This is a genomic window from Anaeromyxobacter sp. SG66 (assembly GCF_022690805.1).
GTDB lineage: Bacteria > Myxococcota > Myxococcia > Myxococcales > Anaeromyxobacteraceae > Anaeromyxobacter > Anaeromyxobacter soli.
On record NZ_JALCZC010000003.1, the window covers coordinates 61,034 to 75,303 of the forward strand.

Annotated in this window: 15 protein-coding genes; 8 read left to right on the forward strand and 7 right to left on the reverse strand. The window is 74.4% G+C overall.

The genetic code is table 11. The annotated features are described in order from the left end of the window. Nucleotides 1-5: 5 nt before the first annotated feature. A complete protein-coding gene (locus tag MNZ39_RS01860; RefSeq protein ID WP_242333606.1) occupies nucleotides 6-443 on the reverse strand; it encodes a response regulator in 438 nt (145 codons plus the stop codon). Nucleotides 444-759: 316 nt separating this feature from the next. On the opposite strand from MNZ39_RS01860, the gene MNZ39_RS01865 reads away from it, so the two are divergent. Together MNZ39_RS01865 and MNZ39_RS01870 are read left to right on the forward strand one after the other, a co-directional pair. Then, nucleotides 760-3,096 (forward strand): CARDB domain-containing protein, encoded by a 2,337-nt coding sequence (locus MNZ39_RS01865; protein WP_242333609.1) that lies wholly within the window; start codon nucleotides 760-762, stop codon nucleotides 3,094-3,096. A 298-nt stretch (nucleotides 3,097-3,394) separates the two neighbouring features. Then, nucleotides 3,395-4,114, forward strand: a complete 720-nt coding sequence (locus MNZ39_RS01870) for an MBL fold metallo-hydrolase (RefSeq protein ID WP_242333612.1) — start codon at nucleotides 3,395-3,397, stop codon at nucleotides 4,112-4,114. A 14-nt stretch (nucleotides 4,115-4,128) separates the two neighbouring features. On the opposite strand, the gene MNZ39_RS01875 is transcribed toward MNZ39_RS01870, so the two are convergent. Then, complete coding sequence (locus tag MNZ39_RS01875; RefSeq protein WP_242333614.1) at nucleotides 4,129-4,431, reverse strand: hypothetical protein; 303 nt, start codon at nucleotides 4,429-4,431, stop codon at nucleotides 4,129-4,131. Between the two features lie 55 nt (nucleotides 4,432-4,486). Here MNZ39_RS01875 and MNZ39_RS01880 point away from each other — a divergent pair, with 55 nt between their 5' ends. Genes MNZ39_RS01880 through senB form a run of 3 tightly spaced genes read left to right on the forward strand, consistent with a single transcriptional unit; the run spans nucleotide 4,487 to nucleotide 7,439 of the window. Further along, nucleotides 4,487-5,131, forward strand: a complete 645-nt coding sequence (locus MNZ39_RS01880) for a TetR/AcrR family transcriptional regulator (RefSeq protein WP_242333617.1) — start codon at nucleotides 4,487-4,489, stop codon at nucleotides 5,129-5,131. A 54-nt stretch (nucleotides 5,132-5,185) separates the two neighbouring features. Continuing rightward, nucleotides 5,186-6,466 carry a selenoneine synthase SenA gene (gene senA, locus MNZ39_RS01885; RefSeq protein ID WP_242333620.1) on the forward strand — a complete coding sequence of 427 codons (1,281 nt, stop codon included), beginning with the start codon at nucleotides 5,186-5,188 and terminating at the stop codon, nucleotides 6,464-6,466. Nucleotides 6,467-6,491: 25 nt separating this feature from the next. Continuing rightward, nucleotides 6,492-7,439 (forward strand): selenoneine biosynthesis selenosugar synthase SenB, encoded by a 948-nt coding sequence (gene senB / locus MNZ39_RS01890; RefSeq protein WP_242333623.1) that lies wholly within the window; start codon nucleotides 6,492-6,494, stop codon nucleotides 7,437-7,439. 17 nt (nucleotides 7,440-7,456) lie between these two features. Here the strand turns inward: senB and MNZ39_RS01895 are convergent, their stop codons facing one another. After that, nucleotides 7,457-7,825: a DUF4865 family protein gene (locus MNZ39_RS01895; protein ID WP_242333626.1), complete on the reverse strand. Its 369-nt coding sequence runs from the start codon at nucleotides 7,823-7,825 to the stop codon at nucleotides 7,457-7,459. A gap of 202 nt (nucleotides 7,826-8,027) precedes the next feature. Here MNZ39_RS01895 and MNZ39_RS01900 point away from each other — a divergent pair, with 202 nt between their 5' ends. Then, nucleotides 8,028-9,665 carry an ATP-binding protein gene (locus tag MNZ39_RS01900; RefSeq protein WP_242333629.1) on the forward strand — a complete coding sequence of 546 codons (1,638 nt, stop codon included), beginning with the start codon at nucleotides 8,028-8,030 and terminating at the stop codon, nucleotides 9,663-9,665. Between the two features lie 16 nt (nucleotides 9,666-9,681). Here MNZ39_RS01900 and MNZ39_RS01905 read toward each other — a convergent pair whose 3' ends face one another. Together MNZ39_RS01905 and MNZ39_RS01910 are read right to left on the reverse strand one after the other, a co-directional pair. Further along, a complete protein-coding gene (locus MNZ39_RS01905; RefSeq protein WP_242333632.1) occupies nucleotides 9,682-9,966 on the reverse strand; it encodes a hypothetical protein in 285 nt (94 codons plus the stop codon). 109 nt (nucleotides 9,967-10,075) lie between these two features. Next, nucleotides 10,076-10,978, reverse strand: coding sequence for a LysR substrate-binding domain-containing protein (locus MNZ39_RS01910; RefSeq protein ID WP_242333635.1), 903 nt, complete (start codon nucleotides 10,976-10,978; stop codon nucleotides 10,076-10,078). Between the two features lie 168 nt (nucleotides 10,979-11,146). Between MNZ39_RS01910 and MNZ39_RS01915 the strand changes: the two genes are divergently transcribed. Together MNZ39_RS01915 and MNZ39_RS01920 are read left to right on the forward strand one after the other, a co-directional pair. Further along, nucleotides 11,147-11,626 (forward strand): cyclic nucleotide-binding/CBS domain-containing protein, encoded by a 480-nt coding sequence (locus tag MNZ39_RS01915; RefSeq protein ID WP_242333638.1) that lies wholly within the window; start codon nucleotides 11,147-11,149, stop codon nucleotides 11,624-11,626. Nucleotides 11,627-11,796: 170 nt separating this feature from the next. Then, nucleotides 11,797-12,612 carry an alpha/beta fold hydrolase gene (locus MNZ39_RS01920; protein ID WP_242333641.1) on the forward strand — a complete coding sequence of 272 codons (816 nt, stop codon included), beginning with the start codon at nucleotides 11,797-11,799 and terminating at the stop codon, nucleotides 12,610-12,612. 22 nt (nucleotides 12,613-12,634) lie between these two features. On the opposite strand, the gene MNZ39_RS01925 is transcribed toward MNZ39_RS01920, so the two are convergent. Both MNZ39_RS01925 and MNZ39_RS01930 read right to left on the reverse strand, forming a co-directional pair. Then, the gene (locus MNZ39_RS01925) at nucleotides 12,635-13,216 is read right to left on the reverse strand and encodes a response regulator (RefSeq protein ID WP_242333644.1); all 582 of its coding nucleotides are present in this window, start codon (nucleotides 13,214-13,216) and stop codon (nucleotides 12,635-12,637) included. Between the two features lie 127 nt (nucleotides 13,217-13,343). Continuing rightward, the gene (locus MNZ39_RS01930) at nucleotides 13,344-14,102 is read right to left on the reverse strand and encodes a DUF554 domain-containing protein (RefSeq protein ID WP_242333647.1); all 759 of its coding nucleotides are present in this window, start codon (nucleotides 14,100-14,102) and stop codon (nucleotides 13,344-13,346) included. Between the last annotated feature and the right edge of the window lie 168 nt (nucleotides 14,103-14,270).

The window sequence follows — 14,270 nt, forward strand, 5'->3', positions numbered from 1 at the left end:
GGGCTTCAATCTCCCGAGACGAGCCGCGCGAGCTCGCGCTCGAGCAGGTCGGGCCGGAACGGCTTCGCGAAGGTCCGGTCCGCGTCGAGGGCCGGCTCGTCCTCGAGGTAGGCGCTCGCGACGATCACCCGTCGGTCGCGGTGCTTGGGCTCCGAGCGGAGCCAGTCCAGGAAGGCCCGACCGTCCATCCGCGGCATCGTCAGGTCGAGCAGGATCACGTCGGGCTCGAGGCCCGCCTCGAGCAGCTCGACCGCGTCCTGCCCGTCGGCCGCCTCGACCACGTGGTAGCTCTTGCTCTCGAGCCAGCGCGCGATGAGCTCGCGCAGCTCGTGCTCGTCCTCCACCACGAGCACGCTCGCTCGGGGGTCGAGGCGCGGTTCGTGCTCCTCGACTCCGGCGGTCGAGGTCTCGGCCCCCGGTTGAGCTTCCTGCTGCTGGATCACGGTTCGTCGCCCCCTTCGCCGAACCGTGGCGACTCGACGCGCGCGGCGCAAGGGCAACGGGCGCGGGAACGGGCGCCTGCCTGATCGGGCGGCCACCCTGCTCTGTCGAGCGCTCGCCCGCCTTCTTCCAGCGGTTGTCCGGGGGCAAAGTCGCGCGTCGGGACGGCGCGGCTTTTCGCCGCACGGTGCGCGAACATTGACCCACAGCAAACGCGTTCGGGGTAGGCGTCCGTGAGAGCAGGTACGGTATACGCCGGACACCGACCGTGAACGTCGGCAGGCGCCGCAAGGGCGGCGCGCGAAAGGGGTCTCGACGATGAGCTCTCGATGGATGGTCTACCTCGCGGCGCTGGCGCTCGCCGGCACCGCCTCCGCGGCGCCCGGCGACTTCATCGCCCAGATCGGCAGCTCCGGCGCGGGCGCGGGCCAGCTCGACGCGCCCTCGGGCGCGGCGGTGGACAGCGCCGGCAACGTCTACGTGACCGACACCGCCAACGCGCGCGTGGAGGTCTTCTCGCGCGACGGCCAGTTCCTGCGCGCGTGGGGGAGCCTCGGCAGCGCGAACGGGCAGCTCGACGGCCCGACCGGCATCGCCGTCTGCGAGCCGACCGTCTTCGTCGCCGACACGAACAACAACCGCGTCCAGGTGTTCGACACGGCCGGGAACCTTTCCGCCGTGTACGGGGGCATGAACGCTCCGCACGGCGTCGCGTGCGACGACATGTTCCTGTACGTCGCGGACACCGGGAATCACCGCATCGCGGTCATGATGCTCGCCGACTACGGACAGGACTTCCCGCCGGTCCCGAACGGCGGCCACGGCAGCGGACCGGGCCAGTACGACTCCCCGACCGACATCGCGCTCGGCCCCGACGGCTCGATCTACGTCGCGGACACCGGGAACGACCGGATCGTCGCCTCGCGGAACGGGGTCTTCGACTTCGGCGGGACCGGCACCGCCGAGGGGCAGCTCCAGCGGCCCACCGGCGTGGAGGTGGACGCCGGCGGCAACGTCTACGTGGCGGACAGCGGCAACGCCCGCGTGCAGGTCTTCGCGCCGTCCGGCGCCTTCGAGACCGCGTTCGGCACGCCGGGCGCGGAGGCGGGCCAGCTCGCGTCGCCCTCGGGCATCGCGTTCGACCGGGGCGGGGCCCGCGTCGTCGTCGCCGACTCCGGCAACGATCGGCTGCAGAGCTTCCAGGCCATGAGCTCGGATCTCGCGGTGACCGGGATCGTGGCCCCGGCGGCCGCGAGCACCCTGCAGCAGCTCTCCTACGCGGTGACCGTCCGGAACGTCGGCCCGGGCGCGCAGGGGTACGTCTGGTTGTACGGCTACCTCTCCAGCGATCCGGTCCTCTCCTCCAACGACGTGCAGACCTGCACCTCCGCCCTCGCGACCCTCGACCCCGGCGCCGAGCAGACGCTGACGGCGAACTGCACGGTCTCCGCCTACGCCGCCGCCGTCTCCGGCCCCGCGTACCTCATCGTCAGGGCGGCCTCCGCCGCCGGCGTGCTCGACCCGAATCCGGCGAACGACACCGCCGCGGTGGCGATCCAGGTCAACGCCCCCGATCTCGCCGTCTCCTCCGTCGCGGCGCCGTCCGCCGCCGGCACGCTCCAGACGATCACCGTGAGCGCCACGGTCGTGAACCAGGGGGCCGGGAACGCGAATCCGTCCGCCCTCTCGCTCACCCTCGTCTCTGCCAGCACCGGCACGATGTTGGTGTCGCTCGGCAACTTCCAGGTCGGCGCGCTCGCGGCCGGCGGGCAGCAGACGGTGAGCACCACCTACACGCTCCCGTCCAACCTCACGGAGGGCTCGTACCTCATTCGCGCCACCGCCGACGGCACCGGGGCGGTCCCGGAGAGCGACGAGTCCAACAACTCCACCTCCCGGCCGCTCACCATCGGCCTGCCGGACCTGACCTTCGGGCCGGTCTCGTTCCCCGCCTCGGCCGCGCAGGGCGACACGGTCCCGGTGACCGTCACCATCGTGAACCAGGGCGCCGGGGACTCGAAGGCGTTCAGCGTGAGCATCGTGCTCACGCGCGACGGCAACGTCTGCACGCGCCGCACCACCTGCGACGAGTCGGACGACGACTGGTGGCTCGGCTACGTCTCCGTGCCCGGCCTCGCCGCGGGGGCACAGGTCACGCTGACCATCCCGACGCCCCTCCCCGCGGACTTCGTGCCGCTCTCGTGGCCCGTGATCGGCCTCATCGACTGGGACAACCGGGTCGCGGAGTCGAACAACGGCAACAACATCATCACGATCGGGTCGATCTCGGTCCTCCCTTCCGCGAGCACGATCATCGTCGGCGTGGACATCAAGCCGGGCAGCTCCCCGAACAGCATCAACCTCGGCTCGAACGGCGTCGTGCCGGTCGCCATCCTCAGCAGCCCGATGTTCGACGCGACGACGGTGGATCCGCTCACCGTGACGCTCGCGAGCTCGCCCATCGTCCTGCGCGGCAACGGGACGCCCTCCGCGTCCGCCGAGGACGTGAACGGTGACGGGCTCCTGGACCTCGTCGTGCAGGTCCAGACCGAGGCGCTCCAGCTCACGACGACGTCCACGTCCGCGGCGCTCCAGGGGCGCACTTACCTGGGGCAGGCGATCGCCGGCAACGACGACGTGAACGTGGTGCCGTAGCCACGAACGAGGGCGCGCAGGCCGGCTCGCGGCGACGCGGGCCGGCCTGCGGTCCTCATCCGATCGCCGGACCGTCCGCCCGCCGGCCAGGTCCCCGGTGGAGACCGGACGGCGAGCCCCCTCCGGAGAGCGACGGCTCCCTGCGGACCCTCCGGCGCGTCCGGGGCTCCGCCCCCCGAGCGAAACGAGGCGCTCGACCGTGCTCGCACGGGCGCGCGCCATTACGCGTCCACCGAGCGACGCCTCGCTCCGCGGCCATGAGCGGCCGCCGCGAGGCGGCGGCGAGGGGGAGCGCGAGATGAGCGAGCTCGAGACCCGCATCGACGAGATCGCGGACGGCATCCACCGGATCAGCACCTCCGTCCCGGCCATCCCGGGCGGCTTCACCTTCAACCAGTACCTCGTGGTGGACGACGCGCCGCTCCTGTTCCACACCGGCCTCCGCCGGCTCTTCCCGGCGGTCCGCGCCGCGATCGCCCGGGTCATGCCCGTCGAGCGGCTCCGCTGGATCGCCTTCTCGCACTTCGAGCAGGACGAGTGTGGCGCGCTGAACGAGCTCCTCGCCGCGGCCCCGCAGGCAGAGGCCGCCTGCAGCACGATCGGCGCGATGACCTCGGTCGGCGACCTCGCGATCCGCCCGCCGCGCCCGCTCCCCGACGGCGAGCGGCTGTCGCTCGGCCGTCACGAGGTGGTGTGGCACGACGCGCCCCACGTGCCTCACGGCTGGGACTGCGGGTTCCTCTCGGAGACGACCACGCGGACGCTCCTCTGCGGCGACCTCTTCACCCAGCCAGGCGCGAGCCCCCCTCCGCTCACCGAGGAGGACATCCTCGGGCCCTCCGAGGCGCTGCGCGGCGCGCTCGACTACTGGGCGCACGCCCCCGCGACGCGCGCCACGCTCGAGCGGCTCGCGGCGACCTCACCGCGCACGCTCGCGTGCATGCACGGGGCCGCCTGGCGCGGGGATGGGGCGGCGCTCCTGCTCGCGCTCGCGGAGGCCCTCGAGCGGCCGGCGTGATCGCCGCCGGCGGGTCAGGCCGGGAGCGGCGCGCCGGCCCAGACCTCCCGCACGGTGATCGGCTGGGTCGTGGGCTCCCCCGCGCGCGCGACGCCTGCCCGCGCGAGCACGCGCGCGACGATCGGGTGGAGGGTCGTCTCGACGAAGCGTCGGTGCGCCTCCTGCGACTCCCACACGTCGAGGTAGCGGAGGCCCTTCTCCAGCTCGATCACCACGTGCACGACGAGTCCGGGCGGCGGCCGGTCGCCGAGCTCCGCGCGGATCTGCCGGTAGACCTCCATGCCGATGGGGACGTCCTGCGTGAACGCGTACGCCATGGAGCGCCTTCCTTTCATCCGAAGCGACCTCGGATTAATCTTCGAGGTAGTGACGATGGGACCTCGGCGCAAGCGCAGGCGCTACGACGCGACGCGTCGCCGCGAGGCCGCGGAGCGGACCCGGCACGACATCCTCGAGTCGGCCCAGCGGCTGTTCACGAGCCGCGGCTACGGCGCGACCGCGATGGCGGACGTCGCCCGCGAGGCCGGGGTCGCGCTCGACACGGTCTACGCCTCGGTCGGGCGGAAGCCCGCGCTCATGCGGCTCCTGCTCGAGCGCGCGATCTCCGGCGTCGACGCGCCCGTGCCGGCGGAGCAGCGGGACTACGTGCGCGCGATCCAGGCGGAGCCGGACCCCGCCCGCAAGCTCGCCCTCTACGCCGCCGCGATCCGGCGCATCCACGAGCGGCTCGCGCCGCTCGTGCGCGCGATCCAGGCGGCCGCGGCCGCGCACCCCGAGGTGGCCGAGCTCTGGAGCGAGATCTCGGCGCGCCGCGCGCGGAACATGCGCCTGCTCGCCGCGCATCTCGCCGAGACCGGTGCGCTCCGGCCCGCGCTCGGCGTGGACGAGGCGGCGGACGTCATCTGGGCGACGAACGCGCCCGAGCTCTACCTCCTGCTCGTCGGCGATCGGGGCTGGTCGCCGGAGCGGTTCGAGGTCTGGCTCGCGGACGCGTGGCGCAGGCTCCTGCTCGCCTGACCCCAAGCGAGGGCTCTCCGAGCCCGGCGGCCACAGGCGCGCTACATCTCCCGGATGAGGACGCACCGGCTCGTCGGATCCATCGCCGAAGCCAGGCGTCGCACCCTGGAGCTCGCGTCGGCGCTGTCCGAGGCGCAGCTCCTCGGGCCGCGGCTCGCCATCGTGAACCCGCCCCTGTGGGAGCTCGGGCACGTCGCCTGGTTCCAGGAGCGCTGGGTGCTGCGCCACGCGGCCGGCAGCGCGCCTCTCCGCGCCGACGCCGACGCCCTCTACGACTCGTCCGCCGTCGCGCACGACACGCGCTGGGACCTCCCGCTGCCCGGCTTCGCCGAGACCACGGCCTACCTGCGGGACGTCGAGACGCGCGTGGCGACGCTCGCCGCGCGCGGCGAGGCGGACCCCTACTTCGTCGCGCTGAGCGTCTTCCACGAGGACATGCACTTCGAGGCGATGGCCTTCACGCGACAGACGCTCGGGTACGCACCGCCTCCGCTCTCCGGCGAGGCGCCCGCTGCGCCCCGGGAGACCGGCGATCTGCCGGGGGACGTCGCCGTGCCGGGGGGCGAGCTCCGGCTCGGCGCCGAGCGCGGGGACGGCTTCGTGTTCGACAACGAGAAGTGGGCGCACCCCGTCGAGCTCGCGCCCTTCCGGATCTCCCGGGCGCCCGTCACGCAGGCCCGCTTCGCCGAGTTCGTGGAGGACGGCGGCTACCGCCGGCGCGAGGCGTGGAGCGAGGCGGGCTGGCGCTGGCGCTCGGCGGCGGGGGTGGACGGGCCCGCCTACTGGGAGCGCAGGGACGGGCAGCTCGTCCGGCGCGACTTCGACCGGTGGGTGCCGCTGGAGCCGAATCGACCGGTAGTGAACGTCAGCTGGTTCGAGGCGGAGGCCTTCTGCCGCTGGGCCGGGCGGCGGCTCCCGAGCGAGGCCGAGTGGGAGGCGGCCGCCGCGGGCGAGCCCGGGTCCGACGGTCGCCTCTCGCGCACGAAGCGGCGCTTCCCGTGGGGCGACGCGCCGCCCGACCCCCGCCGCGCGCACCTCGGCGCCCGCCGGCTGCACGCCGTGGACGTCGCGGCGCTCCCCGCGGGAGACAGCGCCTTCGGCTGCCGGCAGCTCGTGGGGAACGTCTGGGAGTGGACGGCGAGCGACTTCGTGCCCTACCCCGGCTTCTCGCCCGACCCGTATCGCGAGTACTCTCAGCCCTGGTTCGGCACGCACAAGGTGCTGCGCGGCGGCAGCTTCGCCACCCCGGCGCGCCTCGTCTCGAACACCTTCCGCAACTTCTACACGCCCGATCGACGCGACCTCTGGGCCGGATTCCGCACGTGCGCCGCATGACGGCATCCCCGAGGCGACGGACCCCGTGAACATCCTCGTCACCACCCCAGCCCCGCGCGGCTCGCACAAGGGCAACCGCGTGACCGCGCTGCGCTGGGCCGGGCAGCTCCGCGCGCTCGGCCACCACGTCGGGCTCGCCGAGGCCTGGACGGGCCAGCGGTGCGACCTCCTCGTCGCGCTGCACGCCACGAAGAGCCACCCGTCCGTCGTGCGGTACCGGGAAGCCAGGCCCGACGCGCCGCTCGTCGTCGGGCTCGCCGGGACGGACCTGTACCAGGATCTCCCCGCGTCGCCCCTCGCCCGCCGCTCGCTCGAGCTCGCGACGCGCCTCACCCTGCTCCAGCCGCTCGGGATGGAGGCGCTGCCGCCCGAGGTCCGGCACAAGGCGCGCACGATCTTCCAGTCGGCGCACCCCGCCAGGCCGGCGCCGGCGCCGCCCGGCGTGTTCAGGGTCTGCCTGCTCGCGCACATCCGCGCGGTGAAGGACGCGTTCCTCGCCGCGGACGCGGTGCGGCGCCTCCCGGCCCGCTCTCGCGTCGAGCTCGTCCACCTCGGCGCCGCGCTCGACCCGGGCGCGGACACGCGCGCCCGGCTCGAGACGGAGGAGAACGGCCGCTACCGCTGGCTCGGCGAGCGCCGCCGCTCCGACGCGCTCGCCACGCTCGCCGGCAGCGCGCTGCTCCTCGTGACCTCGCGGCTCGAGGGTGGCTCGAACGCCGTCTCGGAGGCGCTCGCGTCGCGCGTACCGGTGCTCTCCACGCGCGTGGACGGGTCGGTGGGCGTGCTCGGCCCGGACTACCCCGGGTTCTTCCCGGTCGGCGACGCCGGCGCGCTCGCGGAGCTGCTCCTCCGCGCGGAGGAGGACGCCGCGCTCGCGGCCGCCCTCCGGGCCGGCGTGGAGCGCGCGCGCCCGCTCGTCGAGCCCGCCCGCGAGCGCGCGGCGTGGCGCGACCTGCTCGCCGAGCTCTGGTGAACCCTCCCGGACGCGGGTCAGGCCGGGGGGCTCGGTGAGGCGCCCTCGCCCTGCGACACGGAGGGCATGAGGTCGTAGTCCGGCGGGAACACCAGGTCGCCGTCCTCGACGTACGCGCAGATCTCCGCGCGCTCGACGCGCGGCTCCCCGTACATCGAGATCGCCGTGCGCCAGGCGTCGGAGCGCAGGAACGCCTCGGCGTCGTCCTGCGTCTCCCACACGTAGTTGCCGCCGTACTCGCCCCGCTCCGGCGCGAAGATGAACGCCTTCGCGTGGAGCCCAGGCATCCCGCGATACAGATCGAACGCGCGCCGGATCGCGATCTGCCGGAGCCGCTCCCAGTCCGTGTCCGCCGGCAGGGTGAAGCGAATCGTCGTCGCGAACATGGCTCGTCCCTCCTCCCGCCCTTCTTAGCCGCGCGAGCCTTCGAGGGCACCTCGAGGCGAGACCCCGTCTCCCCCGAGTCGGGCCGCACTCGCCCGGCTCGCCGGTCCAGGATCGACCTGCCTTGCGGCCCTGGAGGGGATCGTCTCGCGGGACCCCTCTCTCTCGTCTGGCTGCGCAGATGGTACGGTCCGTTGAACGGTCATGACGAGGCATGCGCACTCTGCAGCGCCGTCGGCGCCCATCGCGGCGGAGCGCTCGGCGCAGGCGCCGGACCTGCATTCGCCGCCCGTGGAGGAGCCGCCCGAGGTCCACCCGGACGAGCCGCCGACCTGGAGCGCGCACGCGCTCCGGTACGCGTTCGCGGTGGGCTGCGCCGCGGCCCTGCTCGCCGCGAGCGGCGCCCTCGAGGATCTCCTCCACGGCTTCGTCTTCAGCCTCCCCGTCGCGGGCGTCTCTCTCGTCGTGTACTTCCTCGGGCCCGGGCCGGCGCTGGCGTTCACCGCGATCGTCGGCCTCGGCTTCTGGAGATTCTTCCAGGAGCCCTTTCGCTCGCACCAGGAGGTCGCGCGCCTCGCCGCGTTCACCGTCGCGTCGCTCGCCATCGTCGCCGCCGTCCGGCAGCTCCAGCGGACGCAGCGGAGGCTCCTCGAGGAGAAGGACAGGGTGGACCGCGCCGAGCAGGAGCTGCGCCGCAGCAACGCGCTCCTGCGGGAGACGGACCGCCGCAAGGACGAGTTCCTCGGCGTGCTCTCGCACGAGCTCAGGAACCCGCTCGCGCCGATCCGCAACGCGCTGTCGCTGCTCGCGCGCGTGGACCCCTGCGGAGACGAGGCCGCGCGCGCGAGGGCGATTCTCGATCGTCAGGTCGTGCACCTGACGCGCATCGTGGACGACCTGCTCGACGTGACCCGCATCACGCGCGGGAAGATCCTCCTCCGGCGATCGCGCGTCGAGCTCGGCGACCTGGTCCGCCGGACCGTCGAGGACCACCGCACGCTGTTCGCCTCCCGCGAGATCGCGGTCGAGGTCAGCCTCCCGGAGGGCCCGGCCTGGCTCGACGCCGACGCGACCCGCGTCGCGCAGGTGATCGGGAACCTGCTGCAGAACGCCGCGAAGTTCACGGATCGCGGCGGCCACGTCGAGGTCACGCTCGAGCGCGACACGGGCGCGAGGGCGGGGATCCTGCTGCGGGTGCGGGACGACGGCGCCGGCATCGACGTCGAGATGCTCGACCGCGTGTTCGAGCCGTTCACCCAGGCCGACGACAGCCTGCACCGCTCGCGGGGCGGGCTGGGCCTGGGGCTCTCGCTCGTGAAGGGGCTCGTCGAGCTCCACGGCGGGTCCGTGGAGGCCCGCAGCGGTGGGGCCGGCCGCGGCGCGGAGCTCGTGGTCCGCCTGCCGCTCGCGCCGCCGGACGGCGGCAGCCCGCGCCACGAGCCGCCGGCGCCGGTCGCCGCGGTTGGCCCGCTGCGCGTGCTCGTCATCGAGGACAACGTCGACGCGGCGGAGACCCTCCGCGAGCTGCTGCTCATGTGGGGTCACGAGGTCGCGGTGGCCCACGACGGCGCCGCCGGCGTGGAGCGGGCCCGCGCGCTGCGGCCGGAGGTCGTGCTCTGCGACATCGGCCTGCCGGTGATGAGCGGCTACGAGGTCGCGCGCGCGATCCGCGCGGACCCGACGCTCGGCGCGACCTTCCTCGTGGCGGTGACCGGCTACGCGCTGCCCGAGGACCGGCGGCTCGCGGCGGACGCGGGCTTCAGCCGGCACCTCGCGAAGCCGGTCGCGGTCGAGACGCTGGAGCGGCTGCTCGCGGCCGCGCCACGCTCCCGGCAGGCGTAGCCGCGCCCCCGGAGGATCAGCGCCGCGCCGGCCGGTTCGCCTTCCAGGCGACCCACGTGAGCACCGCCGCGACGACCGGCGCGAGCAGCACCACCGCGGTCATCGCGAACAGCGCCAGCACGGCGGCCGCCGCGACCAGCGCCGGCACGCCCACCACCCCAGCGACGATCGCCGCCGCCTGCGCGGCGTCGCGGCGCGTGGCCCAGGCGTCCGGCGTCGCGACGCCCGGTGAGGGGCCGCCGGGGAGCGAGAGCTCGAGGGCTTGCACCGCCGCCACGAGGACCGGCTCGTTCGCGCTCATCGCGGCCTCCCTGCCCGGCGCGCAGACGACGCTGCATCGTTACTCACCCCGCGCCCGCCGCGTGAGACCCGCGCAGGCGAACACCGAAGGGCACTGTGCCCGAGACCTCCTACGGTCGCGCCGGCGGGTTGCGTCGCGCCCACGCCTCGAAGCGGCCGGCGGATCCGTGGAGCTGGCGCGACGCCGTGGCCCACGAGAACGACCGGACGAGGCGCAGGTCCCGCAGCGGCAGCACGCGGAGCGTCCCGGCGGCGACCTCGAGCTGCACGCTCCAGCGCGACACGAACGCGACGCCCAGGCCGGCCACGGCCGCCATCTTCATGGACTGGTTCGAGCCGAACAGGAGCTCCGAGCGGCGCACCAGCCGCGATCCCAGCACGCGCGTCAGCGCCTCCTCGACGACGGCGCGGGTGTTGGAGCCCGGCTCCCGCAGGAGGAGCGGGACCTTCGCGAGATCCGCGGCGCGCGCGATGCCGCAGAGATCGCGCGCGGCGCTGGCCGCGACGGCCACGAGCTCGTCCTCGAGGTAGGGCTCGAGGTGAACGCGCGGCGAGCGCTGGCGCCCCTCGACGATCCCGAGCGGCACCCTCCCCTCGGCGACCCACTCGAGCACGCGCGCCGTGTTGCTCACCTGGATGCGGAACGGCACCCGCCCGTGGATGGCGCGGAAGCCCGCCACGAGCGGGGGCACGACGTAGGCGGCGGTCGTCATGCTCGCCCCGATCACCACCTCCTCGCCGACGGCGGTCTCTCCCTGGAACTCCGTCTCCACGGCGCCGAGGACCTCGTGCACCTGCTTCGCCGCCTCGAGGAGCCGCAATCCCCAGTCGGTCGGCGCCACGCCCTTCGAAGACCTGAGCAGCAGGGCGCGCCCGCACTCCTCCTCGAGGGCGCGGATCTGCGCGGTCACCGCGGGCTGCGAGAGGTGGAGGAGCTTCGCCGCGGCGGAGATCTTCCGCGTCTGCGCGACGACGCGGAACGTCTCGAGCTTCCTGGGGTCGAGCCTGCTCATCGGCGGCGAGCATATCAGGGGACCGCGGTTCCGAGGAGCGGTCCATCAGCGGAGGTTATGGCTCATCCATTCTTGCGACGACGCGTTCGCGGCGGCCGCGCCCATGATGCTCGACGTGGCGCACCGGGCCCCTCCTCCCCCGGCCGCGCCCGCGGAGGAAACCCAGTCATGGCCTGCATCCAGAATCGAGTCGTTCGCGGCGTCGTCTCCCTCGACGAGTCCGCCACCTGCCGGGAGGCCGCGCGCCTCATGGCCGAGCGCGGCGTCGGCTCGGTGGGCGTCCGCCGCGGCGCGAAGCTCGTCGGCCTCGTCACCGAGCGCGACCTGGTCTCCGCGATGGGCGGCGGCGCCCACGCCTGCCACACGACGCTCTGCCAGGTCATGCGGGCCGACCTGCCGTCCGTCTCGCCGCAGGCGACCGACCGCGAGTGCGCCCAGCTCATGCGCACCGGCCACACCCGCCACCTCGCCGTGAAGGAGGGCGGCGAGATCGTGGGCGTCATCTCCATGCTGGACCTCGTCGACCTCGTGGTCGAGGAGAAGCAGTGGAGCATCGACCAGCTCGAGAGCTACATCCGCGGCGGGCGCGCCTGGCAGCTCAGCGAGCCCATCCTGACGATGTTCAGCCACGAGCCGACCGCAGGCTAGACGCGGAGCGAGCAGTGACCCCGGCGGGCCCGCGAGCGCGATCGCGGGCCCGCCGTCGTTCCAGGGGAGCGCGTGATGCGCGACCGGCGTCCTGCGCCCGCGGAGTACCGATCGCCGGGGCCTCGCGCGCCTCCCGTGCTTCCCGGCGGCGGCGGCGCTACCATCGCGCGATGGCGAGCGACGCGGGCGGGTTGCGGCTGTTCCACACGATTCGCGGAGCGGGCGAGCCCGTCGTGCTGGTCCACGGCTCCTGGGGCGACCACCACGGCTGGGACGCGGTGGCGCCCGCGCTGGCCGAGCGGCGCGCAGTCGTCGCCTACGACCGGCGCGGCCACGGCCGCTCCGCCGCCCGCGACCGCCCGGCCACGGTCCACGATCACGTGGCGGACCTCGCCGCGCTCGTCGAGGCGCTCCACCTCGGTCCCGTGCACGTGCTCGCGAGCTCCTACGGCGCGTCGATCGCGCTCCGCACGGCCTCGCTCCACCCCGATCGATTCCGCTCGCTCGCCGTGCACGAGCCTCCCCTCGTGCGTCTGCTCGACGATCACGCCCCGTCCGCGCCGGCCCTGCGCGCGTTCCGCGAGGCGTACCCGCGCATCGAGGCGTTCCTCCGCGCGGGACGGCCCTCCGACGCGGCGCGCACGTTCATCGACGAGATCGCCCTCGGCCCGGGCACCTGGGACCGGCTCCCGCCGCCGGCGCGCGAGGCCTTCCTCCGGAACGCGCCCTCCTTCCTCGCCGAGATCGAGGATCCCGACGCGCTCGACCTCGACCTCTCCGCGCTCCGCGCCTTCCCCGGGCCGGTGCTGCTCACGCAGGGGGACCGCAGCCCGCCGCTGTTCGGCCCGATCCTGGACCGGCTCGCCCCGGCGCTGCCGCATGCGACGCGCCACACCTTCACCGGCGCCGGCCACGTGCCGCACGCGAGCCACCCGCGCGCCTTCGTCGAGCGCGTCGAGGCGTTCTTCGCAGGCGCGGCGGCGTAGCGGCGAAGGTCCCCCGACCGGATCACCGCGCCACGGCGACTGCTGCGAGGCCGCCCGCGGTGGCGCACGCGATCCGAAGTGCAGGGGTGAAACCCCGACGGCGATCTGCCAGCCGCTGGCGAGGCGCAGGCGCAGCGACGGTCGAGACGACGAGCGTGCCGCGCGCCGCAGGGTGCACCTCGTCCGCTGCCCGGAGGGGCGCCGGCTGCGCGCGCCGCGAGGCGACCGCGCCGACGGCCTCCGCCGCGGCCGCGGGTCCGAGCGCGCGGTCCACGACCGCGTCGGCGCCGAGGGCGAGGAGCTGCTCGCAGAGCCCCCGCGCCGCGCCGGCGGCGAGGACCACGATGCCGAGGTCGCGCTCGCCTCCGGCGTGGCGGACGAGGTGGACGAACGACACGGCGTCGCGGCCGGGCAGCGCGGAGTCGACGACGAGCACGTCGAGGTCGAGGAGCTCGTCGAGGAGGAGGCCGAGGCCGCTCGTCGCATCCGCCGCGGCGCGCACCTCGAAGCCGCGCGCCTCCAGGGCCGCGCCGAGGAGCCGGAGCACGTTCGCGTCGTCGTCGAGGAGGAGCGCCCTGGGCCGCCGGATCGTCGTCGCGTTCATGCCCTGCCGACGCGCCGCCGCGCAGCGCTATTCAGCGCGTGAAAACGCGCCGAAATCGCCGTGACGGCGGGCGGTTCCGGAGCGTGAACGGCAGCCACAGCGTGAAGAAACGGCGCGCGTGCGCCGCTCAGGGCACGACGTAGGCGAGCACGGCCGCGACGAACACGCCGGGGAGGAGGTTGCCCACCGGCAGCCGCTTGATGCCGGTGAGATCGAGGCCGATCGCGGCGATGAGCAGGCCGCCGGCCGAGGTGAGCGTCGCGAGGACCGGGACCGTGAGGTAGGCGGCCACGCCGCTCGCGGCGGCCGTGATGCCACCCTGGTAGAGCGCGAGCGGCAGCACCGAGAGTCCCACCCCCGGACCCAGCGTGGAGGCGAGCACGATGGAGGTGACACCGTCGAGCAGCGCCTTGACGAACAGCACGTCGGGCTGGCCGGCGGCGTCCTGGATCGAGCCGATCACGGCCATGGCTCCGACGCAGTACAGCAAGGACGCCGTCACGAACCCCTCGACGAGGTCATGGCCCTGCGGCGCGGCGTGGCCCGCCGTGGCGGGCGCCCGCCGCGCGAAGGACTGCATCCAGATGCCGAAGCGCTCCAGCCGCAGCTCGAGCTGGAGCAGCTCGCCCGCGATCCCTCCCACCACCAGCCCGCCGATGACGACGAGCGGGTTGGGGTGGAACGGCCCGGCGCCCGCGTGGGCCAGCTTCGTCGCGTCGACGCGCGGATCGAGGGCCATCTGCAGCCCGACCCCGAGCACCGACAGCCCGATGGCGGCCATGGCGGTCGAGCGGACGCGCTCCGGGATCAGCCGGCCGAAGAGCAGCCCGACCCCGGTCCCGGCGACGATGGCGCCGACGTTGACGACGGTTCCGATGCCCTGCATTCGTTCTCCTGAGCCGCCGGGCCGCGACGTGCCGCCCGACGCAGTGCGCCGCAACCTACAAGAAACCCTCCTGGCGGGCGATGCGGAACCAACCCGCCCCGGGCTCGGGCGCGAGGGGATGACGACCCCCGGACCCCGCGACCGCCGGTCGGAACGGGCCCCCTCACG